Source organism: Mycobacterium sp. 852002-53434_SCH5985345 (genome assembly GCF_001667155.1).
Classification (GTDB): domain Bacteria; phylum Actinomycetota; class Actinomycetes; order Mycobacteriales; family Mycobacteriaceae; genus Mycobacterium.
Map to the genome: position 1 here is coordinate 1 of NZ_LZIE01000093.1, position 25,744 is coordinate 25,744.

Annotated in this window: 24 protein-coding genes; 12 read left to right on the top strand and 12 right to left on the bottom strand. The window is 67.7% G+C overall.

Annotated elements, in window-relative coordinates:
• From secD to A5756_RS23610, 5 genes are all read left to right on the top strand, one after another.
• The coding region (gene secD, locus A5756_RS23590) for a protein translocase subunit SecD (RefSeq protein WP_232005399.1) at positions 1-1,270 on the top strand (1,270 nt) is incomplete at its 5' end.
• 4 nt (positions 1,271-1,274) lie between these two features.
• Complete coding sequence (secF, locus tag A5756_RS23595; protein WP_066958138.1) at positions 1,275-2,549, top strand: protein translocase subunit SecF; 1,275 nt, start codon at positions 1,275-1,277, stop codon at positions 2,547-2,549.
• A gap of 5 nt (positions 2,550-2,554) precedes the next feature.
• Positions 2,555-4,204: an ABC transporter substrate-binding protein gene (locus A5756_RS23600; protein ID WP_066958084.1), complete on the top strand. Its 1,650-nt coding sequence runs from the start codon at positions 2,555-2,557 to the stop codon at positions 4,202-4,204.
• On the top strand, positions 4,186-4,743 hold the full coding sequence (locus A5756_RS23605; RefSeq protein ID WP_066958086.1) for an adenine phosphoribosyltransferase: 558 nt from the start codon (positions 4,186-4,188) through the stop codon (positions 4,741-4,743). The genes A5756_RS23600 and A5756_RS23605 overlap by 19 nt, the downstream gene beginning before the upstream one ends.
• Before the next feature lie 135 nt (positions 4,744-4,878).
• Positions 4,879-7,269: a bifunctional (p)ppGpp synthetase/guanosine-3',5'-bis(diphosphate) 3'-pyrophosphohydrolase gene (locus A5756_RS23610; protein ID WP_066958140.1), complete on the top strand. Its 2,391-nt coding sequence runs from the start codon at positions 4,879-4,881 to the stop codon at positions 7,267-7,269.
• Positions 7,270-7,298: 29 nt separating this feature from the next.
• Here A5756_RS23610 and A5756_RS23615 read toward each other — a convergent pair whose 3' ends face one another.
• Both A5756_RS23615 and A5756_RS23620 read right to left on the bottom strand, forming a co-directional pair.
• Positions 7,299-9,080 (bottom strand): protein kinase, encoded by a 1,782-nt coding sequence (locus A5756_RS23615; protein WP_066958088.1) that lies wholly within the window; start codon positions 9,078-9,080, stop codon positions 7,299-7,301.
• A gap of 75 nt (positions 9,081-9,155) precedes the next feature.
• Positions 9,156-10,055 carry a peptidylprolyl isomerase gene (locus A5756_RS23620; RefSeq protein WP_066958090.1) on the bottom strand — a complete coding sequence of 300 codons (900 nt, stop codon included), beginning with the start codon at positions 10,053-10,055 and terminating at the stop codon, positions 9,156-9,158.
• A 118-nt stretch (positions 10,056-10,173) separates the two neighbouring features.
• Here A5756_RS23620 and A5756_RS23625 point away from each other — a divergent pair, with 118 nt between their 5' ends.
• A complete protein-coding gene (locus tag A5756_RS23625; RefSeq protein ID WP_066958092.1) occupies positions 10,174-10,836 on the top strand; it encodes an MBL fold metallo-hydrolase in 663 nt (220 codons plus the stop codon).
• Entirely contained in the window at positions 10,833-12,095 is a 1,263-nt protein-coding gene (gene hisS, locus A5756_RS23630; RefSeq protein ID WP_066958094.1) for a histidine--tRNA ligase, read from the top strand. The genes A5756_RS23625 and hisS overlap by 4 nt, the downstream gene beginning before the upstream one ends.
• A 19-nt stretch (positions 12,096-12,114) precedes the next feature.
• Here hisS and A5756_RS23635 read toward each other — a convergent pair whose 3' ends face one another.
• The 3 genes from A5756_RS23635 to A5756_RS23645 form a co-directional block, all read right to left on the bottom strand.
• Complete coding sequence (locus A5756_RS23635) at positions 12,115-12,339, bottom strand: deoxyribodipyrimidine photolyase (protein ID WP_066958096.1); 225 nt, start codon at positions 12,337-12,339, stop codon at positions 12,115-12,117.
• A gap of 91 nt (positions 12,340-12,430) precedes the next feature.
• Positions 12,431-12,916, bottom strand: coding sequence for an SRPBCC family protein (locus tag A5756_RS23640; protein WP_066958098.1), 486 nt, complete (start codon positions 12,914-12,916; stop codon positions 12,431-12,433).
• Between the two features lie 78 nt (positions 12,917-12,994).
• Positions 12,995-14,026: an Lrp/AsnC family transcriptional regulator gene (locus A5756_RS23645; RefSeq protein ID WP_066958100.1), complete on the bottom strand. Its 1,032-nt coding sequence runs from the start codon at positions 14,024-14,026 to the stop codon at positions 12,995-12,997.
• A gap of 97 nt (positions 14,027-14,123) precedes the next feature.
• Between A5756_RS23645 and A5756_RS23650 the strand changes: the two genes are divergently transcribed.
• A complete protein-coding gene (locus A5756_RS23650) occupies positions 14,124-14,879 on the top strand; it encodes an SDR family oxidoreductase (RefSeq protein WP_066958102.1) in 756 nt (251 codons plus the stop codon).
• A 12-nt stretch (positions 14,880-14,891) separates the two neighbouring features.
• Positions 14,892-15,749 carry an LLM class flavin-dependent oxidoreductase gene (locus A5756_RS23655; RefSeq protein WP_066958104.1) on the top strand — a complete coding sequence of 286 codons (858 nt, stop codon included), beginning with the start codon at positions 14,892-14,894 and terminating at the stop codon, positions 15,747-15,749.
• 28 nt (positions 15,750-15,777) lie between these two features.
• Here A5756_RS23655 and A5756_RS23660 read toward each other — a convergent pair whose 3' ends face one another.
• Both A5756_RS23660 and A5756_RS23665 read right to left on the bottom strand, forming a co-directional pair.
• On the bottom strand, positions 15,778-16,920 hold the full coding sequence (locus tag A5756_RS23660) for an NADH:flavin oxidoreductase (protein ID WP_232005401.1): 1,143 nt from the start codon (positions 16,918-16,920) through the stop codon (positions 15,778-15,780).
• A 49-nt stretch (positions 16,921-16,969) separates the two neighbouring features.
• On the bottom strand, positions 16,970-17,392 hold the full coding sequence (locus tag A5756_RS23665) for a hypothetical protein (protein WP_156659789.1): 423 nt from the start codon (positions 17,390-17,392) through the stop codon (positions 16,970-16,972).
• A gap of 156 nt (positions 17,393-17,548) precedes the next feature.
• Here A5756_RS23665 and A5756_RS23670 point away from each other — a divergent pair, with 156 nt between their 5' ends.
• Together A5756_RS23670 and A5756_RS23675 are read left to right on the top strand one after the other, a co-directional pair.
• Positions 17,549-18,178 carry a TetR/AcrR family transcriptional regulator gene (locus A5756_RS23670; protein WP_066958108.1) on the top strand — a complete coding sequence of 210 codons (630 nt, stop codon included), beginning with the start codon at positions 17,549-17,551 and terminating at the stop codon, positions 18,176-18,178.
• Positions 18,179-18,392: 214 nt separating this feature from the next.
• On the top strand, positions 18,393-19,424 hold the full coding sequence (locus A5756_RS23675) for an Rv2578c family radical SAM protein (RefSeq protein WP_066958110.1): 1,032 nt from the start codon (positions 18,393-18,395) through the stop codon (positions 19,422-19,424).
• Here A5756_RS23675 and A5756_RS23680 read toward each other — a convergent pair whose 3' ends face one another.
• Positions 19,425-21,020: a metallophosphoesterase family protein gene (locus A5756_RS23680; RefSeq protein ID WP_066958112.1), complete on the bottom strand. Its 1,596-nt coding sequence runs from the start codon at positions 21,018-21,020 to the stop codon at positions 19,425-19,427.
• A 117-nt stretch (positions 21,021-21,137) separates the two neighbouring features.
• Between A5756_RS23680 and A5756_RS23685 the strand changes: the two genes are divergently transcribed.
• Positions 21,138-21,581: a hypothetical protein gene (locus A5756_RS23685; RefSeq protein WP_066958114.1), complete on the top strand. Its 444-nt coding sequence runs from the start codon at positions 21,138-21,140 to the stop codon at positions 21,579-21,581.
• Positions 21,582-21,596: 15 nt separating this feature from the next.
• Here the strand turns inward: A5756_RS23685 and A5756_RS23690 are convergent, their stop codons facing one another.
• The 4 genes from A5756_RS23690 to A5756_RS23705 all read right to left on the bottom strand — a co-directional run bounded on the left by A5756_RS23690 (position 21,597) and on the right by A5756_RS23705 (position 25,698).
• A complete protein-coding gene (locus A5756_RS23690; protein ID WP_066958117.1) occupies positions 21,597-23,210 on the bottom strand; it encodes an MFS transporter in 1,614 nt (537 codons plus the stop codon).
• Positions 23,211-23,400: 190 nt separating this feature from the next.
• Positions 23,401-24,276, bottom strand: coding sequence for a neutral zinc metallopeptidase (locus A5756_RS23695; protein WP_066958120.1), 876 nt, complete (start codon positions 24,274-24,276; stop codon positions 23,401-23,403).
• 9 nt (positions 24,277-24,285) lie between these two features.
• Positions 24,286-24,789, bottom strand: coding sequence for an SRPBCC family protein (locus A5756_RS23700; RefSeq protein WP_066958124.1), 504 nt, complete (start codon positions 24,787-24,789; stop codon positions 24,286-24,288).
• A 9-nt stretch (positions 24,790-24,798) separates the two neighbouring features.
• Positions 24,799-25,698, bottom strand: coding sequence for an oxidoreductase (locus tag A5756_RS23705; protein ID WP_197505820.1), 900 nt, complete (start codon positions 25,696-25,698; stop codon positions 24,799-24,801).
• Between the last annotated feature and the right edge of the window lie 46 nt (positions 25,699-25,744).

Consider the following 25,744-nt stretch of genomic DNA (forward strand, 5'->3'; position numbering starts at 1 on the left):
CACGCCCTGGCGGGTGCTCTGCCGCCACTTCTTCTCGCGGCGATGCGGGCGGCGAGCGCCGGGCGCGGATCGGGCGGCGCCCGCGGGCAACGCCCCACCGGCCGACGTACCCCCGGCCGAGCAGCCGGCGCCGCCCGATCCGCGCAAGGAGCTCGCCGACCGCATCGCCGATGAGAAGAAGTGGCGGCAGAGCACCCGCCAGGGCGTCCAGTTCCTCGCTTTGCAGTTCCAGGCGACCCGCTGCGACAAAGAGGACATCCTGGCCGGCAACGACGATCCGAACCTGCCGCTGGTGACGTGCTCGACCGACCACAAGGTGGCCTACCTGCTGGCGCCGTCGATCATCAGCGGCGACCAGATCCAGGACGCCACGTCCGGCATGAACCAGCGCGGCATCGGTTACGTCGTGGACGTGCAATTCCGCCCCGCGGCGGCGAACACCTGGGCGGACTTCACCGCCGCCCACATCGGCACCCAGACCGCGTTCACGCTGGACTCCCAGGTGGTCAGCGCCCCGATGATCCAGGAAGCCATCCCCGGCGGCCGGACCCAGATCACCGGCGGCGACCCGCCGTTCACCGCCGCAACCGCCAAGCAGCTGGCCAACGTCCTGAAATACGGTTCGCTGCCGCTGTCCTTCGAGGCTTCGGAGGCCCAAACCGTCTCGGCGACACTGGGATTGACCTCACTGCGAGCGGGGCTGGTCGCGGGTGCAATCGGCTTGGTTCTGGTGTTGCTGTACTCGTTGTTGTATTACCGGGTGCTCGGCCTGCTTACGGCGCTATCGCTAGTCGCTTCCGGCGCAATGATTTTCGCGATCCTGGTGATCCTGGGCCGTCAGATCAACTACACCCTGGACCTTGCGGGGATCGCGGGTCTGATCATCGGTATCGGTACCACGGCGGACTCGTTCGTGGTGTTCTTCGAACGCATCAAAGACGAGATCCGCGAAGGCCGGTCGTTCCGATCGGCGGTGCCCCGGGGCTGGGTGCGGGCCCGCAAGACGATCGTGTCGGGCAACGCCGTGACCTTCCTGGCCGCCGCGGTGCTGTACGCCCTGGCGATCGGCCAGGTGCGGGGATTCGCCTTCACGTTGGGCCTCACCACGATCCTCGACGTCGTGGTGGTGTTCCTGGTGACCTGGCCGCTGGTCTACCTGGCGTCCAAGTCGTCGACGTTGGCGAAACCCGCATACAACGGCCTGGGCGCAATACAGCAGGTCGCCCGCGAGCGCCGGGCTTCGTCGAACGTCAAGACGGGACGGGGATAGCGTGATGGCCTCCAAAGGCAAGGCTGACGCCGAAGCGACCGAGATCACCGAAGCCTCGGAGGGCGCCACCGAGTTGACCGATAGCGGCGCCGGCCTGGCGCGTCATAGCTTCTTGTCGCGCCTCTACACCGGCACGGGCGCCTTCGAGGTGATCGGGCGTCGCCGGTTGTGGTTCGGCATCAGCGGCGCGATCGTCGCCGTCGCCGTATTGAGCATCCTGCTGCGCGGCTTCACCTTCGGGATCGACTTCAACGGCGGCACGACGGTGTCGATGCCCGCCGCGGGCGCGACCGGCCAAGTGCAGACGTCGCAGGTGTCCGACGTCTTCCGCAAGGCCATCGGCCGCGACCCGGAATCGGTGGTGATCGTCGGCAACGGCGCCTCGGCCACGGTGCAGATCCGCTCCGAAACGCTGTCCAACGCCCAGACATCCACGCTGCGCAACGCCCTGTTCGACGCGTTCGGACCCAAGGGAGCCGACGGAAAACCGAGTAAACAGGCCATCAGCGACGCGGCGGTCTCCGAGACGTGGGGCGATCAGATTACCGACAAGGCGCTGATCGCGCTGGTGGTGTTCCTGGCGTTGGTCAGCCTGTACATCACGGTGCGCTACGAGCGGTACATGGCCATCTCCGCGCTGACGACCATGGTCTTCGACCTGACCGTCACCGCAGGGGTGTACTCCCTGGTCGGTTTCGAGGTCACCCCGGCCACCGTCATCGGTTTGCTGACGATTCTCGGTTTCTCCCTGTACGACACCGTCATCGTGTTCGACAAGGTCGAGGAGAACACCCACGGCTTCCAGCACACCACCCGCCGCACCTTCGCCGAGCAGGCCAACCTCGCGATCAACCAGACGTTCATGCGCTCCATCAACACCAGCCTCATCGGGGTGTTGCCGGTCCTGGCGCTGATGGTGGTGGCGGTGTGGCTGCTGGGCGTCGGGACACTGAAGGACCTGGCGCTGGTGCAGCTGGTCGGCATCCTGGTCGGCACCTACTCGTCGATCTTCTTCGCAACGCCGCTGCTGGTCACGCTGCGCGAGCGCACCGAGCTGGTGCGCACGCACACCCGCCGCGTCGCTCGGCGCCGCAAGGCTGGCGCCGAGCCCGAGGAGGCGAAGTCCGCCGACGAAGAATCGGCGTCGCCGGAGACCACGGCGGCCGACTCGGCACCGTCTGACAAGCCCGCACCGAGCAAGCCGGCGCCGGGTGCGCGCCCGGTGCGGCCGACCGGGACCCGGCGTCCGAGCGGCAAGCGAAACGCCGGCCGGCGGTAGTCGCTATGGCCGCCAGGTATCGCCTCGTCGGGGGCGCTATCGGTCTGGCCGCAATGCTCGTGGCGGCGTGCACGCTGGCGGCGTGCTCCGGCAGCACCGCCTCCCAGATCGACTACGTGGTCGACGGCCCGCTGGTCACCTACAACACCAATACCGTCGTCGGCGCCGCGTCGGCCGGGGCGCAGGCGTTCGCGCGCACGCTGGCCGGCTTCAGCTACCACGGCCCCGACGGGCAGACCGTCGCCGACCGTGATTTCGGCACCGTGTCGGTGGTGGGCGGTTCGCCGCTGGTGTTGGACTACCAGATCGCCGACAACGCCGTCTACTCCGACGGCAAGCCGGTGACCTGCGACGATCTGGTGCTCGCCTGGGCGGCCCAGTCCGGCCGGTATCCCGACTTCAACGCCGCCACCCAGGCCGGTTACCTCGACATCGCCAACGTCGAGTGCCTGCCGGGGCAGAAGAAGGCCCGGGTGTCGTTCGTCCCGGACCGCGGCATCGTCGACTACAACCAGCTGTTCACCGCCACGTCGATGATGCCGTCGCACGTCATCGCCGACGAGCTGCACGTCGACGTGACCGCGGCCCTGCTGAGCAACAACGCCCAACTCGTGCAGCAGATCGCCAAGCTGTGGAACACCATCTGGGACCTCAGGCCCGGGCTGGACCTCAAGCACTTCCCGTCGTCCGGCCCGTACAAGATTGAGCGCATCCTGGACCGCGGCGCGGTGGTGCTCGTGGCCAACGACCGGTGGTGGGGCCCCAAGGCGCTCACCAAGCGGATCACCGTCTGGCCCCAGGGGCCCGACATCCAGGACCGGGTCAACAACCGCAGCGTCGACGTGGTCGACGTGGCGGCGGGCTCCTCCGGAACGCTGACCACCCCGGACAACTACGACCGCGTTGATTCGCCGGCGGCCGGCGTCGAGCAGCTGATCTTCGCGCCGCAGGGCCCGCTCTCGCAGCCCAAGGCCCGCCGCGCGCTCGCCCTCTGCACGCCCCGCGACACGCTCGCGCGCGACGCCGGGGTGCCGATCGCCAACTCGCGGCTCAACCCGGCCGCCGACGACCCCGTCACCGCCGCTGACGGCGCCGCCGAGGCCGGCCAATTCGGCAAGGCGGACCCCGCCGCCGCCCGCGACGCGCTCGGTGGCGCCCCGATGACGGTGCGGATCGGCTACCAGGGGCCCAACGCGCGCCTCGCGGTCAACGTCGGGGTGATCGGCAAATCCTGTGCCGCGGCCGGCATCACCGTCGCCAACGTCGCCCTGGACAGCTCGGGGCCGCAAGCGCTCAAGGACGGGAAGATCGATGCCCTCTTGGCCAGCACGGGCGGGGCCGCCGGCAACGGGTCCACGGGGTCGTCGGCGATGGACGCCTACGACCTGCACACCGGCAACGGCAACAACCTGTCGGGCTACTCGAATCCGCAGATCGACAACACGATCGGGGCGCTGGCGGTGTCGGCCGACCCCGCCGAGCGCGTGCGGCTGCTGGGGGAGGCGGCGCCGGTACTGTGGGGCGACATGCCCACTTTGCCCCTCTACCGGCAGCAACGGACGCTGCTGATGTCGAAGAAGATGTATGCCGTGAGCAAGAACCCGACTCGCTGGGGCGCCGGCTGGAACATGGACCGATGGGCCCTGGTCCAGTGACGAGCGTCGGCGGAAGCGCCTCGGTGACCGACGTCATCGCCTCGCTGCTGCGCGAGGTGTCCGACTTTCCCAAGCCGGGGGTGCAATTCCGGGACCTCACCCCGTTGTTCGCCGATCCGGCGGGGCTGGCGGCGGTCACCGACGCGCTGGCCGAGATCGCGGCGGGCGCCGACCTGGTGGCCGGGATCGACGCCCGCGGGTTCCTGGCCGCGGCGGCGGTCGCCGACCGGCTGCGCACGGGGGTGCTGGCCATCCGCAAGGGCGGCAAGCTGCCGCCGCCGGTGTACGCCGAGCATTACGACCTGGAGTACGGCAGCGCGACGCTGGAGATCCCCGCGGACGGCATCGACCTGCGCGGACGCCACGTCGTGATCATCGACGACGTGCTGGCCACCGGGGGCAGCCTGGCCGCGGCGGCCCGGTTGCTGGAACGCACCGGGGCCACCGTCATGGCGGCGGCGGTGATCCTCGAACTGACCGCGCTGGGCGGTCGTCAGGCGGTCGCGGGGTTGCCGCTGCACAGCCTGAGTCAGCTCTAGCCCGGCGACGATGCGCGCCGCTACGCGGCGTGAGGTGGGGGCACCACCCAGCTGCGAAGCGGCGAGGGGGCGAGCGGGCGATCAAACCGAGCCTGGGCGCACCGCGCGATATCCTCGAAGTCGGAGGTGACCAACGTGGCGGACGACAAGAGCGCGGCGCAGGCGCTTGACGTGCCCACTGACGTCGGTGACGCCCTGCTGGTCGGGGAGCCGGTGACGGCGCAGGCCGAGCCGCCGGAGCCGCCGACCGAGACGCTGAAAACCTCCAGCAGCGCGTCGCGCCGGGTGCGGGCCAGGCTGGCCCGGCGGATGACCTCCCAGCGCACCACGCTCAACCCGGTGCTGGAACCGCTCGTGGCGGTGCACCGGGAGGTCTATCCGAAGGCCAACGTGTCGCTGCTGCAGCGCGCCTTCGAGGTCGCCGACCAGCGCCACGCCACGCAGTTCCGCCATTCCGGTGATCCGTACATCACCCACCCCCTGGCCGTCGCGAACATCCTCGCCGAATTGGGCATGGACACCACCACTTTGGTGGCCGCGCTGTTGCACGACACCATCGAAGACACCGGCTACACGCTGGAGGCGTTGAGCGAGGAGTTCGGCGAGGAGGTGGGCCACCTCGTCGACGGCGTGACCAAGCTGGATCGGGTGGTGCTGGGCACCGCCGCCGAGGGCGAGACCATCCGCAAGATGATCACCGCGATGGCCCGCGACCCCCGGGTGCTGGTGATCAAGGTCGCCGACCGGCTACACAACATGCGAACCATGCGCTTCCTGCCGCCGGAGAAGCAGGCGCGCAAAGCCCGCGAGACGCTGGAAGTCATTGCGCCCCTTGCCCATCGGCTGGGTATGGCCAGCGTCAAGTGGGAACTCGAAGACCTGTCCTTCGCGATCTTGCATCCGAAGAAGTACGACGAGATCGTCCGCCTGGTCGCCGGCCGCGCGCCGTCCCGCGACACCTACCTGGCCAAGGTCCGCGCCGAGATCACCAACACGCTGAACGCGTCGAAGATCAAGGCGACGGTCGAGGGCCGGCCCAAGCACTATTGGTCGATCTATCAGAAGATGATCGTCAAGGGCCGCGACTTCGACGACATCCACGACCTGGTCGGCATCCGCATCCTGTGCGACGAGATCCGCGACTGCTACGCCGCCGTCGGCGTCGTGCATTCCCTGTGGCAGCCGATGGCGGGACGGTTCAAGGACTACATCGCCCAGCCCCGATACGGCGTCTACCAGTCGCTGCACACCACGGTGGTGGGCCCTGAGGGCAAGCCGCTGGAAATCCAGATCCGCACCCGTGACATGCACCGCACCGCCGAATACGGCATCGCCGCGCACTGGCGCTACAAGGAAGCCAAGGGCCGCAACGGCGTTCCGCATCCGCACGCCACCGCCGAGATCGACGACATGGCCTGGATGCGGCAACTGCTCGACTGGCAGCGGGAGGCCGCCGACCCGGGCGAGTTCCTGGAGTCGCTGCGCTACGACCTTGCGGTGCAAGAGATCTTCGTGTTCACCCCCAAGGGTGATGTGATCACCCTGCCGAACGGGTCGACGCCGATCGATTTCGCCTACGCGGTGCACACCGAGGTCGGCCACCGCTGCATCGGCGCCCGGGTCAACGGCCGGCTGGTGGCGCTGGAACGAAAGCTGGAAAACGGCGAAGTCGTCGAGGTTTTCACGTCGAAGGCGTCCAATGCCGGGCCGTCGCGGGACTGGCAGCAGTTCGTGGTGTCGCCGCGCGCCAAGGCGAAGATCCGGCAATGGTTCGCCAAGGAGCGGCGTGAGGAGGCGCTGGAGGCCGGCAAGGACGCCATGGCCCGCGAGGTGCGCCGCGGCGGACTTCCGTTGCAGCGCTTGGTCAACGCCGAATCCATGGCCGCGGTGGCCCGCGAGCTGCACTACGCGGACGTGTCCGCGCTTTACACCGCGATCGGCGAGGGCCACGTGTCGGCGCGCCATGTCGTGCAGCGGCTGCTGGCCGAGCTCGGCGGGATCGACCAGGCCGAGGAGGATCTCGCCGAGCGGTCCACGCCGACGACCATGCTCCGGCGCCCGCGCAGCAGCGACGACGTCGGCGTCTCGGTCCCCGGCGCCCCGGGCGTGCTGTCCAAGCTGGCCAAGTGCTGCACGCCGGTGCCCGGCGACCAGATCATGGGCTTCGTCACCCGCGGTGGCGGAGTCAGCGTGCACCGCACCGACTGCACCAATGCCGCGTCGCTGCAGCAGCAGGCCGAGCGCATCATCGAGGTGCATTGGGCGCCGTCGCCGTCGTCGGTGTTCCTGGTGGCCATCCAGGTCGAGGCGCTCGACCGGCACCGGCTGCTCTCCGACGTCACCCGGGTGCTGGCCGACGAAAAGGTCAACATCCTGTCGGCCTCGGTCACCACGTCCAATGACCGGGTGGCGATCAGCAGGTTCACCTTCGAGATGGGGGACCCGAAGCACCTCGGGCATCTACTCAACGTGGTGCGCAACGTCGAAGGCGTTTTCGACGTGTACCGCGTGACGTCCGCTGCCTGAGGCGGCTTAAGAAAGCCTGGCGTTACTGGTTAGCCGACGCGCACCGAGTTGATGGTGACCGGGTTGGTGGGAGCCCCGCTCTGCCGGTTGCCGGCGATACCCGCCTGGGCGACCTTGTCGAGGACCGCCAGGCCCGCCTGGCTGATGGTCCCGAACACCGTGCTCTGCGGCTCCAATTCCGAATCCCGGAACACCAGGACGAATTGACTGCCGTTGGTGTTGGGCCCCTCGGTGGCCATGATCACGGTGCCGCGCGGGTACATCACCGTCGCCCGGAGCGCGGGGTCGCCGGCCGGGTACTGATTGGTGGGGTATTCGTCGGCGAATTGATAGCCGGGGCCACCGGCCCCGTCCGCGTCGGGACCGCCGCACAGCAGCGACCCTCCGTCAGTCGAGTTGATCAGCCGGGCGCACTGGGTGTTGTCGAAGAATTGCTGCTTCGCAAGGCTGACGAAACTGTTGACCGTGCACGGAGATTCGCCGTTGGAGAGTTCGATGCCGATGTCGCCAAGGTTGGTCGAGATGGTGGCCGGGATCTGGGCGGGTTCGGTGGAAACCCTGCCGGACGGAGGCGGGTTGACCGGCTTGACGATGGCGTCCGGCGCGCTCGGGTATTGGCAATTGGCGCCCAGGTCGGCCGGCGGCGCGAACGCCGGCAGCGGTGGCACGGTCCCCGTCGCCTGTGCGGTCGGTCCGGAACTCGACCCCGGCCTGTTGGGGACGCGGGCGCGGGTCGGGGTGCTCGAAGCCGCGCTGTTGGCTGAGCCGTCGTCCTGCGTCACCAGCGCGATGACCAATGCCACCACCGCGGCCAGCGCCAGCGCCGACGCGCCGACGATGCCCAGCAGCAAACGCCGGGATTGTCCCGGCGGGCGATTGGGCGGCCGGGGGTCGAGATTGGGCCCCGTCGGGGGAAAGTCCTGCGTCGGTCCCGGCGGTCCCGGCGGCGGTGCCGGTGGCGCCGGCGGGGGACTCCATGCGGCGGTCCCGGCCGGGGCGGCCAACGCCGCCCGGGCGGCTTCGGCGAGTTCCATCGCCGACTGATAGCGGTATTCGGCGTCTTTGGCCATCCCGCGGGCGACCACCGCATCGAGGGCCGGGGGCACGCCGTCGGCGGTGGTCGACGGCCGCGGCGGGGGCGTGTTCAAATGCGCGTTGAGCTGCTCCTCGAGGCTGTCGCCGGCATAGGGCCGCTTGCCGGTCAAGCACTCGTGCAGCACGCAGGCCAACGAATACACGTCGGCGCGGTGATCCGTTGTGCCCCTGAACCGTTCGGGCGCCATGTACGCGACGGTGCCCATCGTGTGCCCGGTCTGCGTGAGTGACGTGTCGGCCAGGGTGCGGGCGATGCCGAAGTCGATCAGGTAGACGAAGTCGCGCGCCTGGGTGATCAGGATGTTCTTCGGCTTGATGTCGCGATGGATCAGCCCCACCTGGTGGGCGCTGTCCAGCGCAGCGGCAACTTGCTCGATCACCGCCACCGCGCGCTCTGGGGACAGCCGCCCCCCGTTCTCATCGATGTACTGCAACAAGTCGCGGCCCTCGATCAGCCGCATGTCGACATAGAGCCGACCGTCGATCTCGCCGTAACCGTGGATCGGCACCACGTGCGGGTCGTTGAGGCTCGCCGCGATGCGTGCCTCCCGGCGGAATCGTTGCTGAAACTCCTGATCCTCGGCCAAGTTCGGGGGCAGCACCTTCAACGCGACGACGCGATCGGTGGCGGCGTCGTAGGCACGGTAGACCTGGCCCATGCCGCCGCGGCCCAACACGTCCAGCAGTTGGTATTGCCCGAAAGATTCTGTCCCCACGCAACGACCTTAAGCGGTGGACTGCCCGTTGGTCGCCCGATTCCCGCCGAATCAGCGGCGTTGCGCTGCTTGGCTTTAGTCGAGCAACAGCGAGGTGATGGTGACCTCGGAGGCCGGTGCGCCGTCCTCACCGCCGCCGGCGACGCCGGCTTTGGCGATCTTGTCCAGCGTGGCCAGACCGTCCGGCTGAATGGTGCCGAAGACGGTGTATTGGGGCGGCAGCTGGGAATCCTTGTACACCATGAAGAATTGGCTGCCGTTGGTCCCGGGACCGGCGTTGGCCATCGCCAGGGTGCCGCGTGGGTAGAGGACCGGCTGTTGCGCCTTCGGGTCGTTCGGCGGGTATTGGTCCGTCGGGTACTCGTTGGCGAACTGGTAGCCCGGGCCGCCGGTGCCGTCACCCTTGGGGTCGCCGCATTGCAGGACGCCCAGGTCCGGGGAAGTGGTCAGCCGGTGGCATTTGGTGTTGTCGAAGTATTTCTGACCGGCCAGGCTTGCGAAACTGTTTACCGTGCAAGGTGATTCGTTGTTAGCGAGCATCAATCCGATGCGGCCCTGGTTGGTCACCATGCTGGCGCTCACCTGGGCGGGGTCCGTCGGCACCTTGCCGGTGCGCGGCGGCTTGACCTCCTTGGCGGCGGGTTCCGGTGACGCCGGGTACTGGCAGTTGGCGCCCAGATCGGCCGACGGCTTGAACGCCGGCAGCGGCGCAGCGGGCGGCGTCGGTCCGGCGGGCGTCGTGGACTCGGGGGAGCTGCTGGGGGCCGCGGACGTGGTGCTCGTCGCGGAGTTGCTCTTGTGCTCGTGTTTGGTGTTGATGACCGTGAGCACCACCGCCACGACCACCGCCACGGCCACGGCCGAGCCGGCGGCGATCAACACGATCCTGCGCAGCTTGGCTTGCTTCGCGCGGCGCTCCAGCTGGCGTTCGAGCTTGCGCTTGGCGTTGGCACGTCGCTGTTCATTGGTCGGCACGGCCGTATGCCTCCATGGTTGGTAAGTCGGGTGCCCGGCAAAAGGCGTCAGTCGCCAGCTCAGGCTAATGTGGGCGCCGCGACCGGTGTCAAGTGGGGCCCGTGGGAAACTGGGAACCGTGTTGATCACCGGATTTCCCGCCGGCATGTTGCAGTGCAACTGCTATGTGCTGGCTGAGCGGCCGGGGGCGGACGCCGTCATCGTGGATCCGGGCCAGCGGGCGATGGGCCCGCTGCGGCGCATCCTCGACGAGAACCGGCTGACCCCGGCGGCGGTGTTGCTCACGCACGGACACATCGACCACATGTGGTCGGCGCAGAAGGTGTCCGACACCTTCGGCTGCCCGACCTACATCCACCCCGAGGACCGGTTCATGCTGAAAGACCCGATCTACGGCCTGGGCCCGCGGGTGGCGCAGCTGATGGCCGGTGCCTTCTTCCGCGAGCCCAAGCAGGTCGTCGAGCTGGACCGCGACGGCGACAAGCTCGACCTGGGCAGCGTGACCGTCAACGTCGACCACACGCCCGGGCACACGCGCGGGTCGGTGGTCTTCCGGGTGGCGGGAGACCACGACGTGGTGTTCACCGGCGACACCCTGTTCGAACGCTCGGTGGGCCGCACCGACCTGCACGGCGGGAGCGGCCGCGACCTGCTGACCTCGATCGTGGAAAAACTGCTGGTGCTCGACGACGAGACCGTGGTGCTGCCGGGTCACGGCAACGCCACCACCATCGGCGCCGAACGGCGATTCAATCCGTTCATCGAAGGCCTGAGCCCGTGACGCAGTTTCACGCGCCCAAGGGGGTACCGGACTACGTCCCGCCGGACTCCGCTCAGTTCGTGGCCGTCCGTGACGGGTTGTTGGGCGCCGCCCGCCGGGCCGGCTATGGCCACATCGAGTTGCCCATCTTCGAGGACACCGCCCTGTTCGCCCGGGGTGTCGGCGAATCCACCGACGTGGTGTCCAAGGAGATGTATACGTTCGCCGACCGCGGTGACCGCTCGGTCACCTTGCGACCCGAGGGCACCGCGGGGGTGGTGCGCGCGGTGATCGAGCACGGCCTTGACCGCGGGGCGTTGCCGGTCAAATTGTGTTATGCGGGGCCGTTTTTCCGCTACGAGCGGCCGCAGGCCGGCCGCTATCGGCAGCTGCAGCAGGTGGGTGTGGAGGCGATCGGCGTGGACGATCCGGCGCTTGACGCCGAGGTGATCGCCATCGCCGACGCCGGCTTCCGTTCGCTGGGACTGGACGGGTTCCGCCTGGAGATCACCTCGCTGGGCGACGAGACCTGTCGCCCCCAATATCGGGAACTGTTGCAGGACTTCCTGTTTGGGCTCGATCTCGATGACGAGACGCGCAGGCGTGCCGAGATCAACCCGCTGCGGGTGCTCGACGACAAGCGACCGGCCGTGCGGGCCATGACGGCCGACGCGCCGGTGTTGATCGACCACCTGTCCGACGTCGCCAAGCAGCACTTCGACACCGTGCTGGCGCACTTGGACGCGCTCGGCGTGCCCTACGTCATCAACCCGCGCATGGTGCGCGGGCTGGACTACTACACCAAGACCACCTTCGAGTTCGTGCACGACGGTCTGGGTGCGCAATCCGGGATCGGCGGCGGCGGCCGCTATGACGGCCTGATGCACGAGCTCGGCGGGCAAGACCTGTCCGGCATCGGGTTCGGGCTCGGGGTCGACCGCACCCTGTTGGCGCTGCGCGCCGAGGGCAAGAGCGTGGGGGAGACGACCCGCTGCGACGTGTTCGGCGTGCCGCTGAGCGAGCAGGCCAAGCTTCAGCTGGCGGTGCTGACCGCGCAGCTGCGCGCCTGCGGTGTGCGGGTGGACATGGCCTACGGCGACCGCGGCCTCAAGGGCGCGATGCGCGCGGCCGACCGTTCCGGTGCCCGCATCGCGCTGGTCCTCGGCGACCGCGACATCGAGGCGGGGACGGTCGGGTTGAAAGACCTCACGACGGGGGATCAGGTGCCCGTCGCCGCGAATTCTGTTGTCGCCGAAGTTCTGTCAAGACTCGACCGGTAGGGCGGGTACCCTCGCCGGGTTATTTCTTGCTCGGAATGATGATTACGACGATCAACGTGAGGATCGAAAAGAATAGGCCGAGAATTCCCCAGCCCAGCGGATTGCGACCCTTCGTCATTGCGATGATTCCGCAGATGAATGCGGCGATAACGCTGCCGATGGCGACAAAAATTCCCTTGATGCCACGGAGGATAAAGCCGGCCGCGACGGGGTCCGAGCTCGCCAGAATCACCGAGTGCAACATGTCAGGTCCTTTCGTGAGGGGCCCAAAGGACATACCCACCCGAATCCGCAATAAAACCGCAGTCGAGTTTAGGCGCTCACCGAAAACGCGGTTATCCGCGCGGATAACCGCGCCGGACCGTCCGATCAAGAATTCCCAACGTTGCCCGCAATGCACCCTCGGACAAAATCGGGAAAATTCCGGCTTCCCGCCACTTCGGGTCGATGTTCGACCAGTCGTAAAACGAGGTGACCACGGTCGCCGAGCCGTCTTCGCTCGGCTGCAGTTGATAGCCGTAGACATGGCCGATCGGAGGCTGAATTTTGCCCAGAACCGTCCAAGCGATCAGCCGATCCTGTTCGAATTCCGTGATGTCGACGGTGACGTCGTACTTGCCGAATTGCGGAAAGTCGTTCAACGACTCGCGATCCATGTGCACGACGAAACGGTCACCGACACCGCGTACCCGATCGCCTTCGGCGCTCTGCAGCATTCCGGACGAGTCGATCGCGACGTGGCCCTGCGGGTCGCACAGCACCGCGAAGACGTCGGGCGCCGGCGCCGTAATTGTGCGTTCAACCTCGATGCGTTCGGTCATGGGTGCCTCGCGGCCGGAGTAGGTACGACAGGGGTCGTCGCTCACTCTACGACCGCTGGGACGTTTTCGGTGCCCTCTCTAGCCCGCCGCGGATCCGCGCGCAGCGCGCGTCGGGGTCGGGTTCATCAGTCGTCCGTGCGCGATCACCGATCCGTGTTGCTTGAGGCGCTGGGTGCGGATGCTTACCTCATAGGTGAGGACCTCTTCGATGCCCCCGAGGTGGTTGGAGAGGTACGCGTAGAGGTCGCGGACGTCTCGGCAGATGACCACTGCCATCAGGTTTTTGCTACCGCTGACGGCGGCGGCGAAGGCCACTTGGTCGTGCGCCGCGACCCGTTCTCCGACGCGGTGTGTGTGCTGGGGTGCGACCGTCAGCCAGAGCATGGCGCTGAGGTGGTAACCGAGTCGCTCAGGGAGCACATCGACGTCGTAAACGAGCGCCCCGGCCGCTTCGAGCGCCGTCAGACGCCTGCGCACTCGCGCCACCGACCAGCCCGTGCGTTCGGCGAGCCGTGAGTGGGGAGCACGGCCGTCGTCAGCCAGCGCGTCGAGGATGGGACGGTCCTCGAGCGTCGGCCGGGACGGCTGGCCGGCGGGAGGGCCGTCGACGTCAGCAAGGATTTGTACGGCCTGTTCGCCGCTGAGCTTGTGGCCGTAGCCCGTCCACGGCGCGCTCGGGGGGCGCCCGAAGGTGTGCAGCACCGCATCAATGTCGATGTCGATGACCGAACTTGCTCGCGGGAGCCGCTTCAGCAACACGTCGTCGCGGCTGTCCCGGAGCGGTGCCCGGATCGTGCACACCAGGTCGGTCCAACCCGACAGGACGTTGGCGTGGGACACGTCCGGGTTTCGAACCAGCGCGTCGGCCAGTTGCGGTATGCGGTCGGGCTTGGCGTGTAGGCGGCAAACCCAGTGGGCCCAGTCGGAATCGCCGTCAACCCACGGGTGCTCCACCCCCACGACGCGAACGACTCCGTTCCGACGCAGCCTGTGGTAGCGGCGGGCAACCGTTTGTTCGGTCGCTCCGACCACCTCGGCTATGCGGCGAAACGACACCCTGGGCGATATCTGCAAGGCATGCAGAATCTGTCCGTCCAGCCGATCGATCATGACCAACCTTAGACGGATATCGATGGTTAGTGGAGATTTATTCACACTTCGGTCCGGGCGTTGATTGTTTCGTCGGCGCCGCTGTCAGCCTTGCATCATGAAGCTGACGCGCAACGTCGTCCTGGTCACCGGCGGAGGCAGCGGAATCGGCCGCGCTTTGGCCGAATCTTTGCACCGCCTGGGCAACCACGTCATCATCGCCGGCCGGCGCCGCGAGGCTCTGCAAGCCGCCGCTGGCGCCAACCCGGGCATGGAGTTCCTGCACTTGGATCAGAGCGACCCGGTCAGCATCACTCGGCTGGTTGCCGAAGTGACGGATCGGTATCCCGGGTTGAACGTCGTCATCAACAACGCGGGAATCATGCGTACCGAGGACCTGCTGACCGGTGACACCACCGCGGCGGAGGCGATCGTGGCGGTCAACCTGCTCGGGCCCATCCGGCTCACCGCGGCACTACTGCCCACACTGCTGACGCAAAGAAACGCCGCGATCATCAACGTCACCTCTGCCCTGGCTTTCGTACCCAAGGCGGTCGCGCCGACGTATTGTGCGACCAAGGCGGCTCTGCACTCCTACACCGAGTCGCTACGCCACCAGCTGCGCGACACGGCGATTGAGGTGGTCGAGATCATCCCGCCACGGGTACAGACTGACATTCAACAGGGTCTCGGCTACGCATCTCATGTCGTGGCGTTGGATGCCTTTGTCGCCGAGGCTATTTCGTTGCTGCGATCCAACCCGGCCGCCACCGAGATCGTGGTCGATGCCGCTCGGCGCGTGCGATTCGCCGCGCGCGAAGACTCGTACGGCGAGATCTTCACCGCCGTCAATCAGACAACCATGCAGAAATAGCGGAGGATTCCCATGCAGATCGGAATTGGCCTGCCGAGCCACATCGCCCACGTGCGGGGTCCACTCACCGTGCGTTGGGCCCGCCGGGCGGAACAACGAGGGTTTGCCGGCCTTGCCACTATCGACCGGCTGGTCTACGAAAGCCTCGATTCGATCGTCGCATTGTCCCTCGCCGCGGGCGCGACCAGTGAAATCGGTTTGATCACAAACGTTTTGCTGGCACCCCTCTACCCGGCCGCGCTGCTCGCCAAGCAGCTCGCCACCATCGCGGACGTCACCGGCAACCGGCTGATCCTGGGTTTGGGTGTGGGCAACCGGACAGACGACTACGCGGCGGTTGGCGCCGACTTCGGCCGGCGGGGACGGGTTTTGGACGAGACGGTCGGATTGTTGCGCGAGGCGTGGCGCGCCGCGCCGGTCACCGGCGACAAGGGGTTGTGCCCGCGGCCGGTGCGCATCCCCATCCTGTTCGGGGGACGGTCGGAGGCCACCATGCGCCGGGTCGCGACGATGGGTGACGGCTGGTCGGCCGGCGCCCTGCGCGACTACGACAATCAGGCGTCATTCGCCGATCGGGCACGCGCGGCGTGGCGGGAGGCGGGCCGGTCGGGGCAGCCACGGCTGCACGCCAGCGTGAACTTCGCGTTCGGTGGTGAGGACGCCGTCCGGCTCGGCCGGGAGCACCTGCAGCGCTACTACGGATTCAAGCCGGACTACGCAGCTCTCAACATCGCCGACCTGCTGACCACCCCGGAGGACGCGGCGGCCACCCTGCGCGCCTACCGCGACCTCGGTTTCGATGGGCTGGTTTTCCATCCCTGCGTCGCAGGGGTCGATCAGGTGGATCGCCTTGCCGACGCCGTTCTCTGAACCGCTGCGCACAAGAGGAGGAACTATGTCATCTCGCGCCATGCACTCCTTCGTTGTCCGCGCCGGCGACTTCCCAGTCTTTGAGGTTAGCGACGGGCCCGAAGAGATCGGTTGGCACGTCGGGCGATAACGGTTTGCCGTGTTGGACTCGATGAGGCCAGTCGCGGTTGGCCAGCGCCGGTTTGGCGAGGGCTACCAGATCGGCGGCGCCCGAGTCGATGATGGCGGCGGCGTCGCGGGGGTCGTCCAGATGGCCGTTGGCGATTACCGCCAGCTTGCTGAATTGCTTTGCCAGCTGCGCGAGCGAGTTGCCGGACCCGGCGAATGCTGGTGCCAGCGCGCGATATTCGGTGGTGTGGATGTAGTCGATGCCGGTCTCGCCCAGGGTGCCGAAGATGATGGCCGCGTCCTCCTCGCCGGCCCACCGATGGTGATTGTCGGAGACCTTTCCCTGGGAGATCCGGATGCCGACGGCGATGTCGTCACCGACGGCCGACGCGACGTCGTGGCAGACCTCGGCCGCCAGGCGTACACGACCGGCGGTGTGGCCGCCGTACTCGTCGGTCCGGGTATTCATATAGTCGGTGAGAAATGCGTCGAGCAGATAGCCGTTGGCTCCGTGGATCTCCACGCCGTCGAACCCGGCGTCGCGCGCCTGCCGTGCCGCGTTCACGAACGCGGCCCGGACTTGGTTGATGTGTTCGGTGGTCATCGCTTGAGGAATCTTGAACGGACCAGCACCGCGGTACATGGGCAGCTGCTCGCCTTTCGGCCGTACTGCGGACGGCCCCCAGGTGATCGTCGTGTGCGGGTTGCCTTGCGACTGGCTGCCGGCGTGCATCAGCTGGGCGAAAAACTTGGCCTCGCAGTTGTGGACGCCGTCGACGACCGGTTGCCAGCCCGCCGCGTGAGCCGCGTTCGCGATGCCCGGTTGGAAGAGGTACCCCTGACTGGTCTGATCGTCGATGTAAAGCCCTTCGGTTATTAACAACGCGAAGCCGCCCTCGGCGAAAACGCGGTAGTAGGACGCGATCCGGTCGGTGGGCACGCCGTCGGCCGTCGCGCTCACTCGCGTCATGGGCGCCAGGGCTACCCGGTGGGCGAGCTCGACGTTGCCGATGGTTGCCGCTTCGAAGAGCGTCTGGTGGGTTGGGTGCATTCGGTCGGGCACGAGGTCATCCATTTCCGCGTTGGTTGGTCCATTCTGTTGGGTCCTGCCGTCAGGAGCGCCGCCAATGACCCTGAAGCTGAACGAGATTCACGGTGGCCAATAGCATAAAAATGAGGGGAATAACGGGAGGCTTTATTTTGAGAGGAAGTACATTTGCGGGCACCTCCGGGTGCACGTGCACATAGGTGGCGCCCCCCATGTTGGCGATCAGCCCAGCCGAGGCCGCGGACGCGATCGGGCCGAAGAGGTTTGAGGTCTCCCGCCCGAAGTGGGCGGCCGAAAGCAGGCTCAGCCCGATGGATATTTCCCCGGCGACGCCCAGGGGGATGCAGAGTCGCGGCAGCCCGCTTTTGCTGATCTGGACGTCGAACCACGTGCGAAACGGCTCGAAGAACTTCAAGAACCCAAACAAGAACATCGTCGAACCCAGAAACATCGAATTGTATTTCAGGATCTTTGATGTCGGCTTCATCATTCCTCCCTCGCGGAGTGGGTGGCGCCGCCGCCGACGTCGGGAGCGGTTAGGAGCAGGGACACGTCGTCTGCTGCGAGGGTCGGACGGTCCACGCGGAAAATTGTGCTGAAGCCAAAATGGACTATCAAGTCCAATCCGCTCTACACTTCGCGCATGTCAGGAGAGGAGCACCCCGCCGCCGGGCGGCTGACGACTCGCGGTGCCGCGACCAGGGCCCGCATCGTCGCCGCGGCGGCATCGCTCGTCCGCGGGCAAGGCGTCGCCGGGACGAGTCTGGACGACGTGATGGCGGCGACCGGCACAAGCAAATCGCAGCTCTACCACTACTTCGCCAATAAGGACGCCCTGATCCGCGAGGTTGTGAAGACCCAGCTCGGCGACGTCATCGCGGCCCAGCAGCCCGATCTGGGCGAGGTGTCGTCATGGGAGGGCCTGCAGCGGTGGTGCGACCACGTCGTGGCCATGACTCGCGCGACGCAAGGTGTCGGGGGGTGTCCGTTGGGCTCGCTGGTGGGTGAGCTTGCCGAGCGGTCCGATTCGGCGCGCCGGGAGCTTGCGCAAGCCTTCGCCGAGTGGCAGTCGTACCTGTCTGCTGGTTTGGCGACGATGCGCGACAACGGCGAACTCTCCGCAGATGCCGACCCTGCCGAGCTCGCGTTGACTATCATGAGTGCGCTGCAAGGCGGACTGCTGATGGCGCAGACGATGCGCAGCGCCCGACCTGTCGAACTCGCCGTGGACATGGCGCTAGGGCACGTCGCCGCGTACCGCCGCGGTCCGTGAAGTCGCCCAACGGATCCGGGGCCCAGCCGATTCCGTTGGCGCCGAGATCGTCGCGGTTCGTGCGGGAGTGCGGCCGTTTGTCGGATTTCACCTGGCGGCCCGAGCTGCCACCCCCGCCGCCGTAAGCACCCCATCCGAAATCCGCCGAGATGCCCCGCCACATCTGACCCGACGCGGTGCTTGACTCTATATCGAACTAATGTTCGAATAGGTCATGCGCTGGGCGGACCAGGCCGTCGCGGTCAACGGGCAGCCCGTCGAGGACGGGGCGCTGCCGGGGTTGCAGCGGATCGGGTTCGTTAGAAGCGTGCGTGCCCCGCAGTTCGAGGGGATCACCTTTCACGAGGTGCTGTGCAAGTCCGCGCTCAACAAGGTGCCGGACGCCTCCGCCCTGCCCTTCCGGTACACCGTCAACGGCTACCGCGGCTGCTCGCACGCCTGCCGCTATTGCTTCGCCCGGCCGACGCATGAATACCTGGACTTCAACTGCGGCAACGATTTTGACAGCCAGGTCGTCGTCAAGACCAATGTCGTCGCGGTGCTCCGCCGCGAGTTGCGGCGGCCGTCGTGGCGCCGCGAGACCGTCGCGCTGGGCACAAACACCGACCCGTACCAGCGGGCGGAGGGGCGCTACGCGTTGATGCCGGGCATCATCGCCGCCCTCGCCGAATCCGGGACACCGCTGTCGATCCTGACCAAGGGCACACTGCTGCGCCGCGACCTGCCGTTGATCGCGGCTGCGGCGCAGCAGGTTCCGCTCTCGGTCGCGGTGTCGCTGGCGGTCGGTGACGCGGACCTACATCGAGACGTCGAGCCCGGCACGCCCACACCGCAGGCGCGGCTCGGCCTGATCGCCGCGATCCGCGAGGCCGGTTTGGACTGCCATGTGATGGTGGCGCCCGTGCTGCCGTACCTGACCGACTCGAAAGAGCACCTCGATCGACTGCTCGGCCAGATCGCGGCCGCGGGGGCCACCAGCGTGACGGTCTTCGGGCTGCACCTGCGCGGCTCGACCCGCGGCTGGTTCATGTCCTGGCTGGCCCGCTCGCATCCCGAGCTGGTGGGCCGCTATCGCGAGCTGTACCGGCGGGGTGCTTACCTGCCGGCCGGTTACCGCGAGATGTTGCGGGAGCGGGCGGCGCCGCTGGTCGCGAAATACCGGCTGGGCGGCGACGAGCGTTCGTTCCGCCAGCCCGTCGCGGTAACCCCGGCGGAGCCGGAACCCCTTCAGGCGAAGCTGTTTTGACTAAGTCGGCCGGTCGGCGCGCGGCTTCGTCAGGGTGAATCGGTCCACGACGGTCACCGCGCCGAACGGCCCGCTCAGCGCGTAGTGCGTGGCCTTGATCGACGTATTGCCGCCGGGCTCACCGGGGTCCACCTCGAACGCCGCGAAGCCGTAGGGATTGTCCCGGTCGCGGAAGGCGGACCAGGGCGCGTCCTCCACGACGTAGATCGGCGCCTTGCGTCCGAGCCCCGGGTCGAAGGCGCCGACTCCGGTCAGCACGCGGCAGCGCGGCTCGGGGAAGAAGAACCCGTTCGTGGGTGCCGACGTGCCGCCGCCGCCGATGACGACGTGCACCGTTCCCTTGGTGGAGTCGATGACGTCGTCGCGGGTGGCGACGGGTATCGGCGTTCGGGTGTCGCTCTGCAGCGTGCCGCGCAACGGGTGCGACCGCTCGTAGTGGTGTTCATGGCCGCACACCACCAGGTCGACCCGGTGCTCGTCGAACAACGGGAGCCATTCCTCGCGGATTCCCAGGTCGGCGCCGTTGGCCTTGTCGGCGGTGGAGATCGCCGTCTGATGCATGCACACGACGATCCAATCGATGTCGGGGTCGCGCCGTGCTGCGGCGAGTTCATTTGCCAGCCAACGCTTTTGCTCTCCGCCAGAGTAGTCGTGTACGTAGAAATTCCCGCCGTCCTGAAACGCCACGTCGTCGTTGTTCAGGCTGATCACCCGCACCGAGCCGGCCGTGAACGAGTACCACAGGCCGCGGGTCTCGGGATCCGATCCCGAATCGGGCACCGCGAAGTACGCCTGATAGGCGCCGTAACCGATTGGGCCGTTGCCTAATTCGTTTTCGTGGTTGCCGGCCGCGGGCATCCAGGGCCGGTAACGCGCCGACCGCGTGTTGTTCTCGAACCAGGCCGACCAGGTGCGGATGCGGTCTTGGGCGAGGTTGGCATAGCACAGGTCGCCGTTGACGAGGTTGAACAGCGGCGCCATCCGCTCGACCGCCAGGGTGGTGTCGGCGGATGCGGGCGACCCGATGTTGTCGGTGCCGTATGTGCCGTCAGGCAGCCTCTCCAGCGTCGGCGTGGACTGATCGCCGAAACTGGTGAAGCGAAAGGGCTTTCGCCCGGACGGGGCGGTCCGAATGGTGCCCATCTCCGGCTCGGCGCCGTCGTGCACCGCGGCGTATACGTAGTCGGTGTCTGGGGTGAGGTTCGTCAGGCGGGCGTGGTTCACCCGAACCTCGGTGTTGGACTTGGCGTCGCGGTAGGTGCGGGTTTCGGCCGCCACCGTCTTCCCGAGGCCCGACGCCGGCGTGCCGAACATGACGCGTGGATTCCGGACGGCGTCCACGGTGTGCCAGGACACCACCACCTCGGAGCCGGCGTGCCGGCCGAATTGCAGGTGCAGTCCCGTCACCGGTGGGGCGCCGTTGCGGCTCGGCTGAAACCAGGGGGCGGGCGCGCTGGGGTGCGACCACAACATGGCGGCCCCGCCGCCCACGCCCGCCCCGAGGGCGGCCGAGACCGCGCTGGTCGTCAACAGCCTGCGGCGGCTGATGCCGGGGGCCGGTTCAGGGCCGTCACGGTGTGCGGGATCGTCGACCACTCCTGCTTCATACCCGAGCGCGGTGAACGTCCGCGGAACGGGCGCCCGGCGCGGCCGGGCGAATCCGGCGGCCCTTTCCAGGCGTAGCCCCGTAACGAATTGGGTAGCGTTTTCGATATGACGAACGTGCGAATAGTGACCACGGGGGTCGCAGTGGCGACGTTTGCGGCAGCAGCAGTGCTGGCCGTCACGCCCGCGACCTCATCTGCGGACCCTGCCGGCCACCAGGTGACCTACACCATCACCGCCACCGGCAATCTCACCGGCAACGTCCGCTACATGAACACCGATCCGCCCAGCCAGGCGGCCTTCAACGCCAACTCGTCGCAGTACTTGAACAGCGTGCAGACGGCGTTCAGCGCGGGGCAGCCGCTCGTCTACAACACGACCCTGGCCGACCCGAATCAATGGGCGTTCGTGAACGCGAGCGGCGGGTGTCACTGGCCGGACTGCGATTCGTCGAACATGCCACAGATTCAGTGCCAGATCGCCGTCGACGGCCAGGTCGTGGTGACGCAGAGCGCCACCACCGGCGTCACCTGCTCGACGCGGCCCTGGTGAACCGGTAGCAGCCGCTTATCGGTGCACGCGCAACGCGAGGTAGTACTCGTGCCGCCGCGTGTTGTCGACGGTGTAGCCCACCGCCCTCGTCACCCCGTCGTGGTCGGACTCCAGCCAGCGTTCGGTGTGTTGCCGGCTGAATTCGGTCCACGACGGCACGGTGAACCTCTCGAGGACCGTGTCGGGATGTTCCAGGCTGTGGTAGAGCCCCCAGCTATGGCCTCCCGTTCGCAACCGTGAGCGCCTGACCGCGCTCATCGCCTCCACGAAGTCCTGCAGGGTGTCCGTGACGACTCGATAGCGGACGGTCACCAGCACGGGTCCGTCGTTCGGGCACGGTTCGAACACGACCATCGGCGACGGCCATGCCCGCGAAATATCGCGGCTGAGCTTCCCGGTTTCCGGCCGCAACCCGAGCGGCACGACGCTGAGAGCGGTGACGCCGAGCAACGCCGCCGACAAGGTCAGCGCCACACCCAATCCTTCCCGCGTGGCGATCACACCCCAGAGATACGAGCCGACCGCCTGCGAGCCCGTGAAGACCAGCAGGTACATCGCCAACCCCCGGGCCCGGACCCAGCGCGGCAAATGCAGCTGCGCCGCGGCGTTCAACGTCGTCAGCGTGATCAGCCAGGTCATCCCCGACAACACCAGGAAGGGCGCCGCCGCGGCGAACGGCAGCCAAACCACCGCGAGCGTGGCCGCCCCGTACGCGGCCGCGCAACCGGCCAGCAGCGTGTTGGGCGGCAGCTTCTGGCGTAACGGTGCGGGGACCGCGACGGCGAGCACCGCGCCACAACCGATGGCGCCCAGCGCCATACCGTAGCCACTGGCCCGCAGGTGCCAGGTGTCGGCGGCGGCCACCGGCAACAGGGCCAGCAGGGCCGATGCGGGGAAGACGAAAAGGGCGGCGCGCAGCAGGATCCTGCGAAAGATCGGGCCGTTGACGGCGTAGGCCAACCCGGTGAGGATCGCCTGGCCGAGGTGTTCTCGTTCGACGGGCGCGATCTGTTTCGGCCGCCGCCAGGCCGCCAGGGCGATGATGATGCCCACGAACGAGATCGCGTTGATCGCGAACACCGCTGCTGGACCGACCAACGCCAGGACGACGCCGCCGATGGCGGGTCCGACCACCCGGGCGATGTTCACCGAGACGCTGGCCAAAGTCGCGGCGGCCGTGATCTGCTCGCGCGGAACGACCTCGGGCTGAATCGCCTGCCAGGCCGGCGCGGTCAGCGCGGAGGCGACGCCGATGGCCAGGGTGAACAGCAGCAGCGCGGTCGGGGTGAGTCGGCCAAAGTAGGTCAGTCCCGCCAGCACCAGCGCCACCACCACCGCATACGACTGCAGCACCATCAGCAGCCGCCGCTGGTCGAACACGTCGGCGAGCGCGCCGGCGAACAATCCCAACAGGAGCGTCGGCCCCAGACTCGCGGTCTGGACCAGTGCCACGACGGTGGCGCTGCTGTGACCTTCGACCAGAAACCATTGCGCCGCAACGCTTTGCATCCATGTTCCGACGTTGGAGACGAACTGCGCGATGAACAGGGCGCGGAAAACCTGATTGCGCAAGGGCGCCCAGACCGACACCTCCGCGGTGTCGGTGCGCTCCTGCGTCAGATCCGACATACGAGCCTTTCGCGTCGTGCGGCGGGGTAGAAGTCTAAGACACGCACCCGACGTGCGCATGGCGGATCGGCATCGTCGCCGGGGGACTGGCTACGACCGTGAAAGCGGGGCGAAGCGGGCCGCCGCCATCAGGTCTAGCGGCGGTCGCGAGCGCGGCGGGACCGGGCGAAGCGGGCCGCCGCCATCAGGTCTAGCCGAGGCTCGGGGCGGAGAATGTGTCGCACTGCTTCGGGTCGCCCGTTTGGTAGCCGACGGTGAACCAATGCTGCCGCTGCTCCGACGAACCGTGCGTCCACGACTCGGGATTGACCCGTCCGGTCGATTCCTTCTGGATGCGGTCGTCGCCCACCGACGCCGCGGCCGAGAGGGCGTCTTGGATGTCCTGGTCGCTCAAGGGCTGCAAATAGGGGACGCCGGTGCTCTCCTGCTTGACGGTCGACGCGTAGTGCGCCCAGATGCCCGCGTAGCAGTCCGCCTGTAATTCCGTGCGGACACCGTTGCCGCCTGCGCCCTTCGCCCCTTGCTGGGAGCGGCCCAGGACGCCCTGCAGTTGCTGCACGTGGTGGCCGTATTCGTGGGCGACGACGTACTCCTGCGCGAACGGCCCACCGCTGGAACCGAATTTGTCGACGAGCTCCTGGAAGAAGTCGGTGTCGAAGTACGCGGTCTGGTCCACCGGGCAGTAGAACGGGCCCACCGCGGTGGTAGCCGGCCCGCAGCCGGTGTCAACCGAACCGGTGAACAGCCGCACGTGCGGCCGGGTGTAGCGCGGCATCAGCTGATGCCACACCGCGTCCACGGAGTTGCCGGTGGCGACCACGCGGCACTGCACGTACTTGTTGGCGTCGGCCCCAGTCTTGCACTGGCTCAGGTCGAACCCGGGCACCGAGTAGCCGCTGGTGTTTCCCTGCTGGTTGAGCACGCGGCCCGGATCGACGCCCAGCAACAGGGCGCCGATGAGGATGAGCAGGCCGAGGCCGCCGCCCCCGATGGCCATCCCCATGCCGCCCCCACCCGAGGAGGACGCGGTGCTGGTGTCGATCTGCATTCCCTCGTTGAAGCTCATGGCACGCTCCTAATGTTGCTGGGTCGCGGAGTAGCGGGCGTCGGTGTAGCTGCGCAGGTTTCGCAGGAACCGGCGAAGGCCCAGATTGAGCAGCGGCCCCACCACGTACATCGCCAGCCTGGCCGGGCCCGCGGGCTTCTGCGCCATGGTCCACGTCAACCGGCAACCACCCGGGATGACTTCGACCCGGTAGTCTTCGACGAACGCGGCGACGGCTTGGGTAGAGCATTCGTTGAACCGAAAAGCCATGTGGCTGAACGGTTCCCACGCCAGGAACTCCTCGTTGCCGACCATCCCGCCGCGCATCTCGACGACGCGGGTGGTGCCGACACCGCGCGGCTCGGGGCTGGTCCAGGTCACCTTGGTGATCACGCTCGCCCAGCGCGGCCACGCCTGGGCGTCGGCGAGCACCTCGAACAGCTGCTCGGGCGCGATGGCGAGATCGACGCTGTTGCGGAACACGAAAGGCGCGCTGTCGATGAAGCCCAGGCCGACGCGCTCGCAGGGGAACATGGAATTAATCTAGCCGGGGCCGTCGCTCGCCGCGGCCAGCAACGGCACAATGACGTCGCTGATCGGCGTCGCCAAGTTGTGGGCGCGGGCCTTACGGATGATCACCCCGTTGCGGATGTCCCATTCCATCGGCCGACGGTTCTCCCTGTCGGCCAGGATCGAGGTGCCCATGTCCTCGGCAACGTGGCGAAACATGCCGGCCAACTCGTCGACGATGCCGTCGGGCAGCCGGGCGCCCTCGGCGCGGGCTACCGCCAGGCATTCGGCGACGTAGCGTCGCGACAGTTCGGTCACGTCGTCGCGGCGGAACATGCCGGACCGCCGCCCGGACAGCGCCATGAACCCGGCCAGCGCGTTGGTGAGCAGCTTGCGCCAGGCCGCCGTGATGAAGTCGGGGTCGCACTCGACGCGGCAGCCGGCCCCGCGCAGCAGCTCGGCGAGCGTCTGCGCCGACGGCCCGCTGGGCAGCACCAGGGACGCTTCGGTGCGCAGCCGGACCCATCCCTCGGGCTGGGTCTCGGCCGAATACCAGACGATCCCGGGCACCACCGGTGACGACGGGCAATGCGGCTGCACCTGTTCGACCTGCTCCACGCCGTTCTGCAACACGGCGACGATCGTGTGCGGGCCGCAGAGGCGCGCCAGCCATCCGGCGGCGGCGTCGTTCTGGGTGGCCTTGACCGCCAGCACCACCACGTCGACGGGGCCGGTGACCTGGCCGGGATCGGTGTGCACCGGGCCGGGCACCACGATCGGATCCGCGCCGTCGGGTCGCAATTCGATGCGTTCCCGGGCCGTGCGGCCGCACACCTGAACCGCGTGCCCGGCCTTGTGCAGCAGCGCGGCGACCGTCGTGCCGACGGCCCCGGGGCCGACTAGTGCGATTTCGGTTGGGGGGTTGGTGGCAATAGGTCCGAAAGTACCTCCTCTAGACTGGTCACTCGTCCAAAGCCCG

Excerpts from the sequence above, each read along its gene's own strand:
- A5756_RS23695 (WP_066958120.1), bottom strand. The coding sequence starts at position 24,276 with ATGAGCTTCAACGAGGGAATGCAGATCGACACCAGCACCGCGTCCTCC.
- A5756_RS23685 (WP_066958114.1), top strand. The coding sequence starts at position 21,138 with ATGACGAACGTGCGAATAGTGACCACGGGGGTCGCAGTGGCGACGTTT.
- A5756_RS23655 (WP_066958104.1), top strand. The coding sequence starts at position 14,892 with ATGCAGATCGGAATTGGCCTGCCGAGCCACATCGCCCACGTGCGGGGT.
- A5756_RS23670 (WP_066958108.1), top strand. The coding sequence starts at position 17,549 with ATGTCAGGAGAGGAGCACCCCGCCGCCGGGCGGCTGACGACTCGCGGT.
- secF (WP_066958138.1), top strand. The coding sequence starts at position 1,275 with ATGGCCTCCAAAGGCAAGGCTGACGCCGAAGCGACCGAGATCACCGAA.
- A5756_RS23675 (WP_066958110.1), top strand. The coding sequence starts at position 18,393 with ATGCGCTGGGCGGACCAGGCCGTCGCGGTCAACGGGCAGCCCGTCGAG.
- A5756_RS23635 (WP_066958096.1), bottom strand. The coding sequence starts at position 12,339 with ATGTTGCACTCGGTGATTCTGGCGAGCTCGGACCCCGTCGCGGCCGGC.
- A5756_RS23640 (WP_066958098.1), bottom strand. The coding sequence starts at position 12,916 with ATGACCGAACGCATCGAGGTTGAACGCACAATTACGGCGCCGGCGCCC.
- A5756_RS23665 (WP_156659789.1), bottom strand. The coding sequence starts at position 17,392 with ATGAAGCCGACATCAAAGATCCTGAAATACAATTCGATGTTTCTGGGT.
- A5756_RS23700 (WP_066958124.1), bottom strand. The coding sequence starts at position 24,789 with ATGTTCCCCTGCGAGCGCGTCGGCCTGGGCTTCATCGACAGCGCGCCT.
- A5756_RS23645 (WP_066958100.1), bottom strand. The coding sequence starts at position 14,026 with ATGATCGATCGGCTGGACGGACAGATTCTGCATGCCTTGCAGATATCG.
- A5756_RS23690 (WP_066958117.1), bottom strand. The coding sequence starts at position 23,210 with ATGTCGGATCTGACGCAGGAGCGCACCGACACCGCGGAGGTGTCGGTC.
- A5756_RS23600 (WP_066958084.1), top strand. The coding sequence starts at position 2,555 with ATGGCCGCCAGGTATCGCCTCGTCGGGGGCGCTATCGGTCTGGCCGCA.
- A5756_RS23605 (WP_066958086.1), top strand. The coding sequence starts at position 4,186 with ATGGGCCCTGGTCCAGTGACGAGCGTCGGCGGAAGCGCCTCGGTGACC.
- A5756_RS23650 (WP_066958102.1), top strand. The coding sequence starts at position 14,124 with ATGAAGCTGACGCGCAACGTCGTCCTGGTCACCGGCGGAGGCAGCGGA.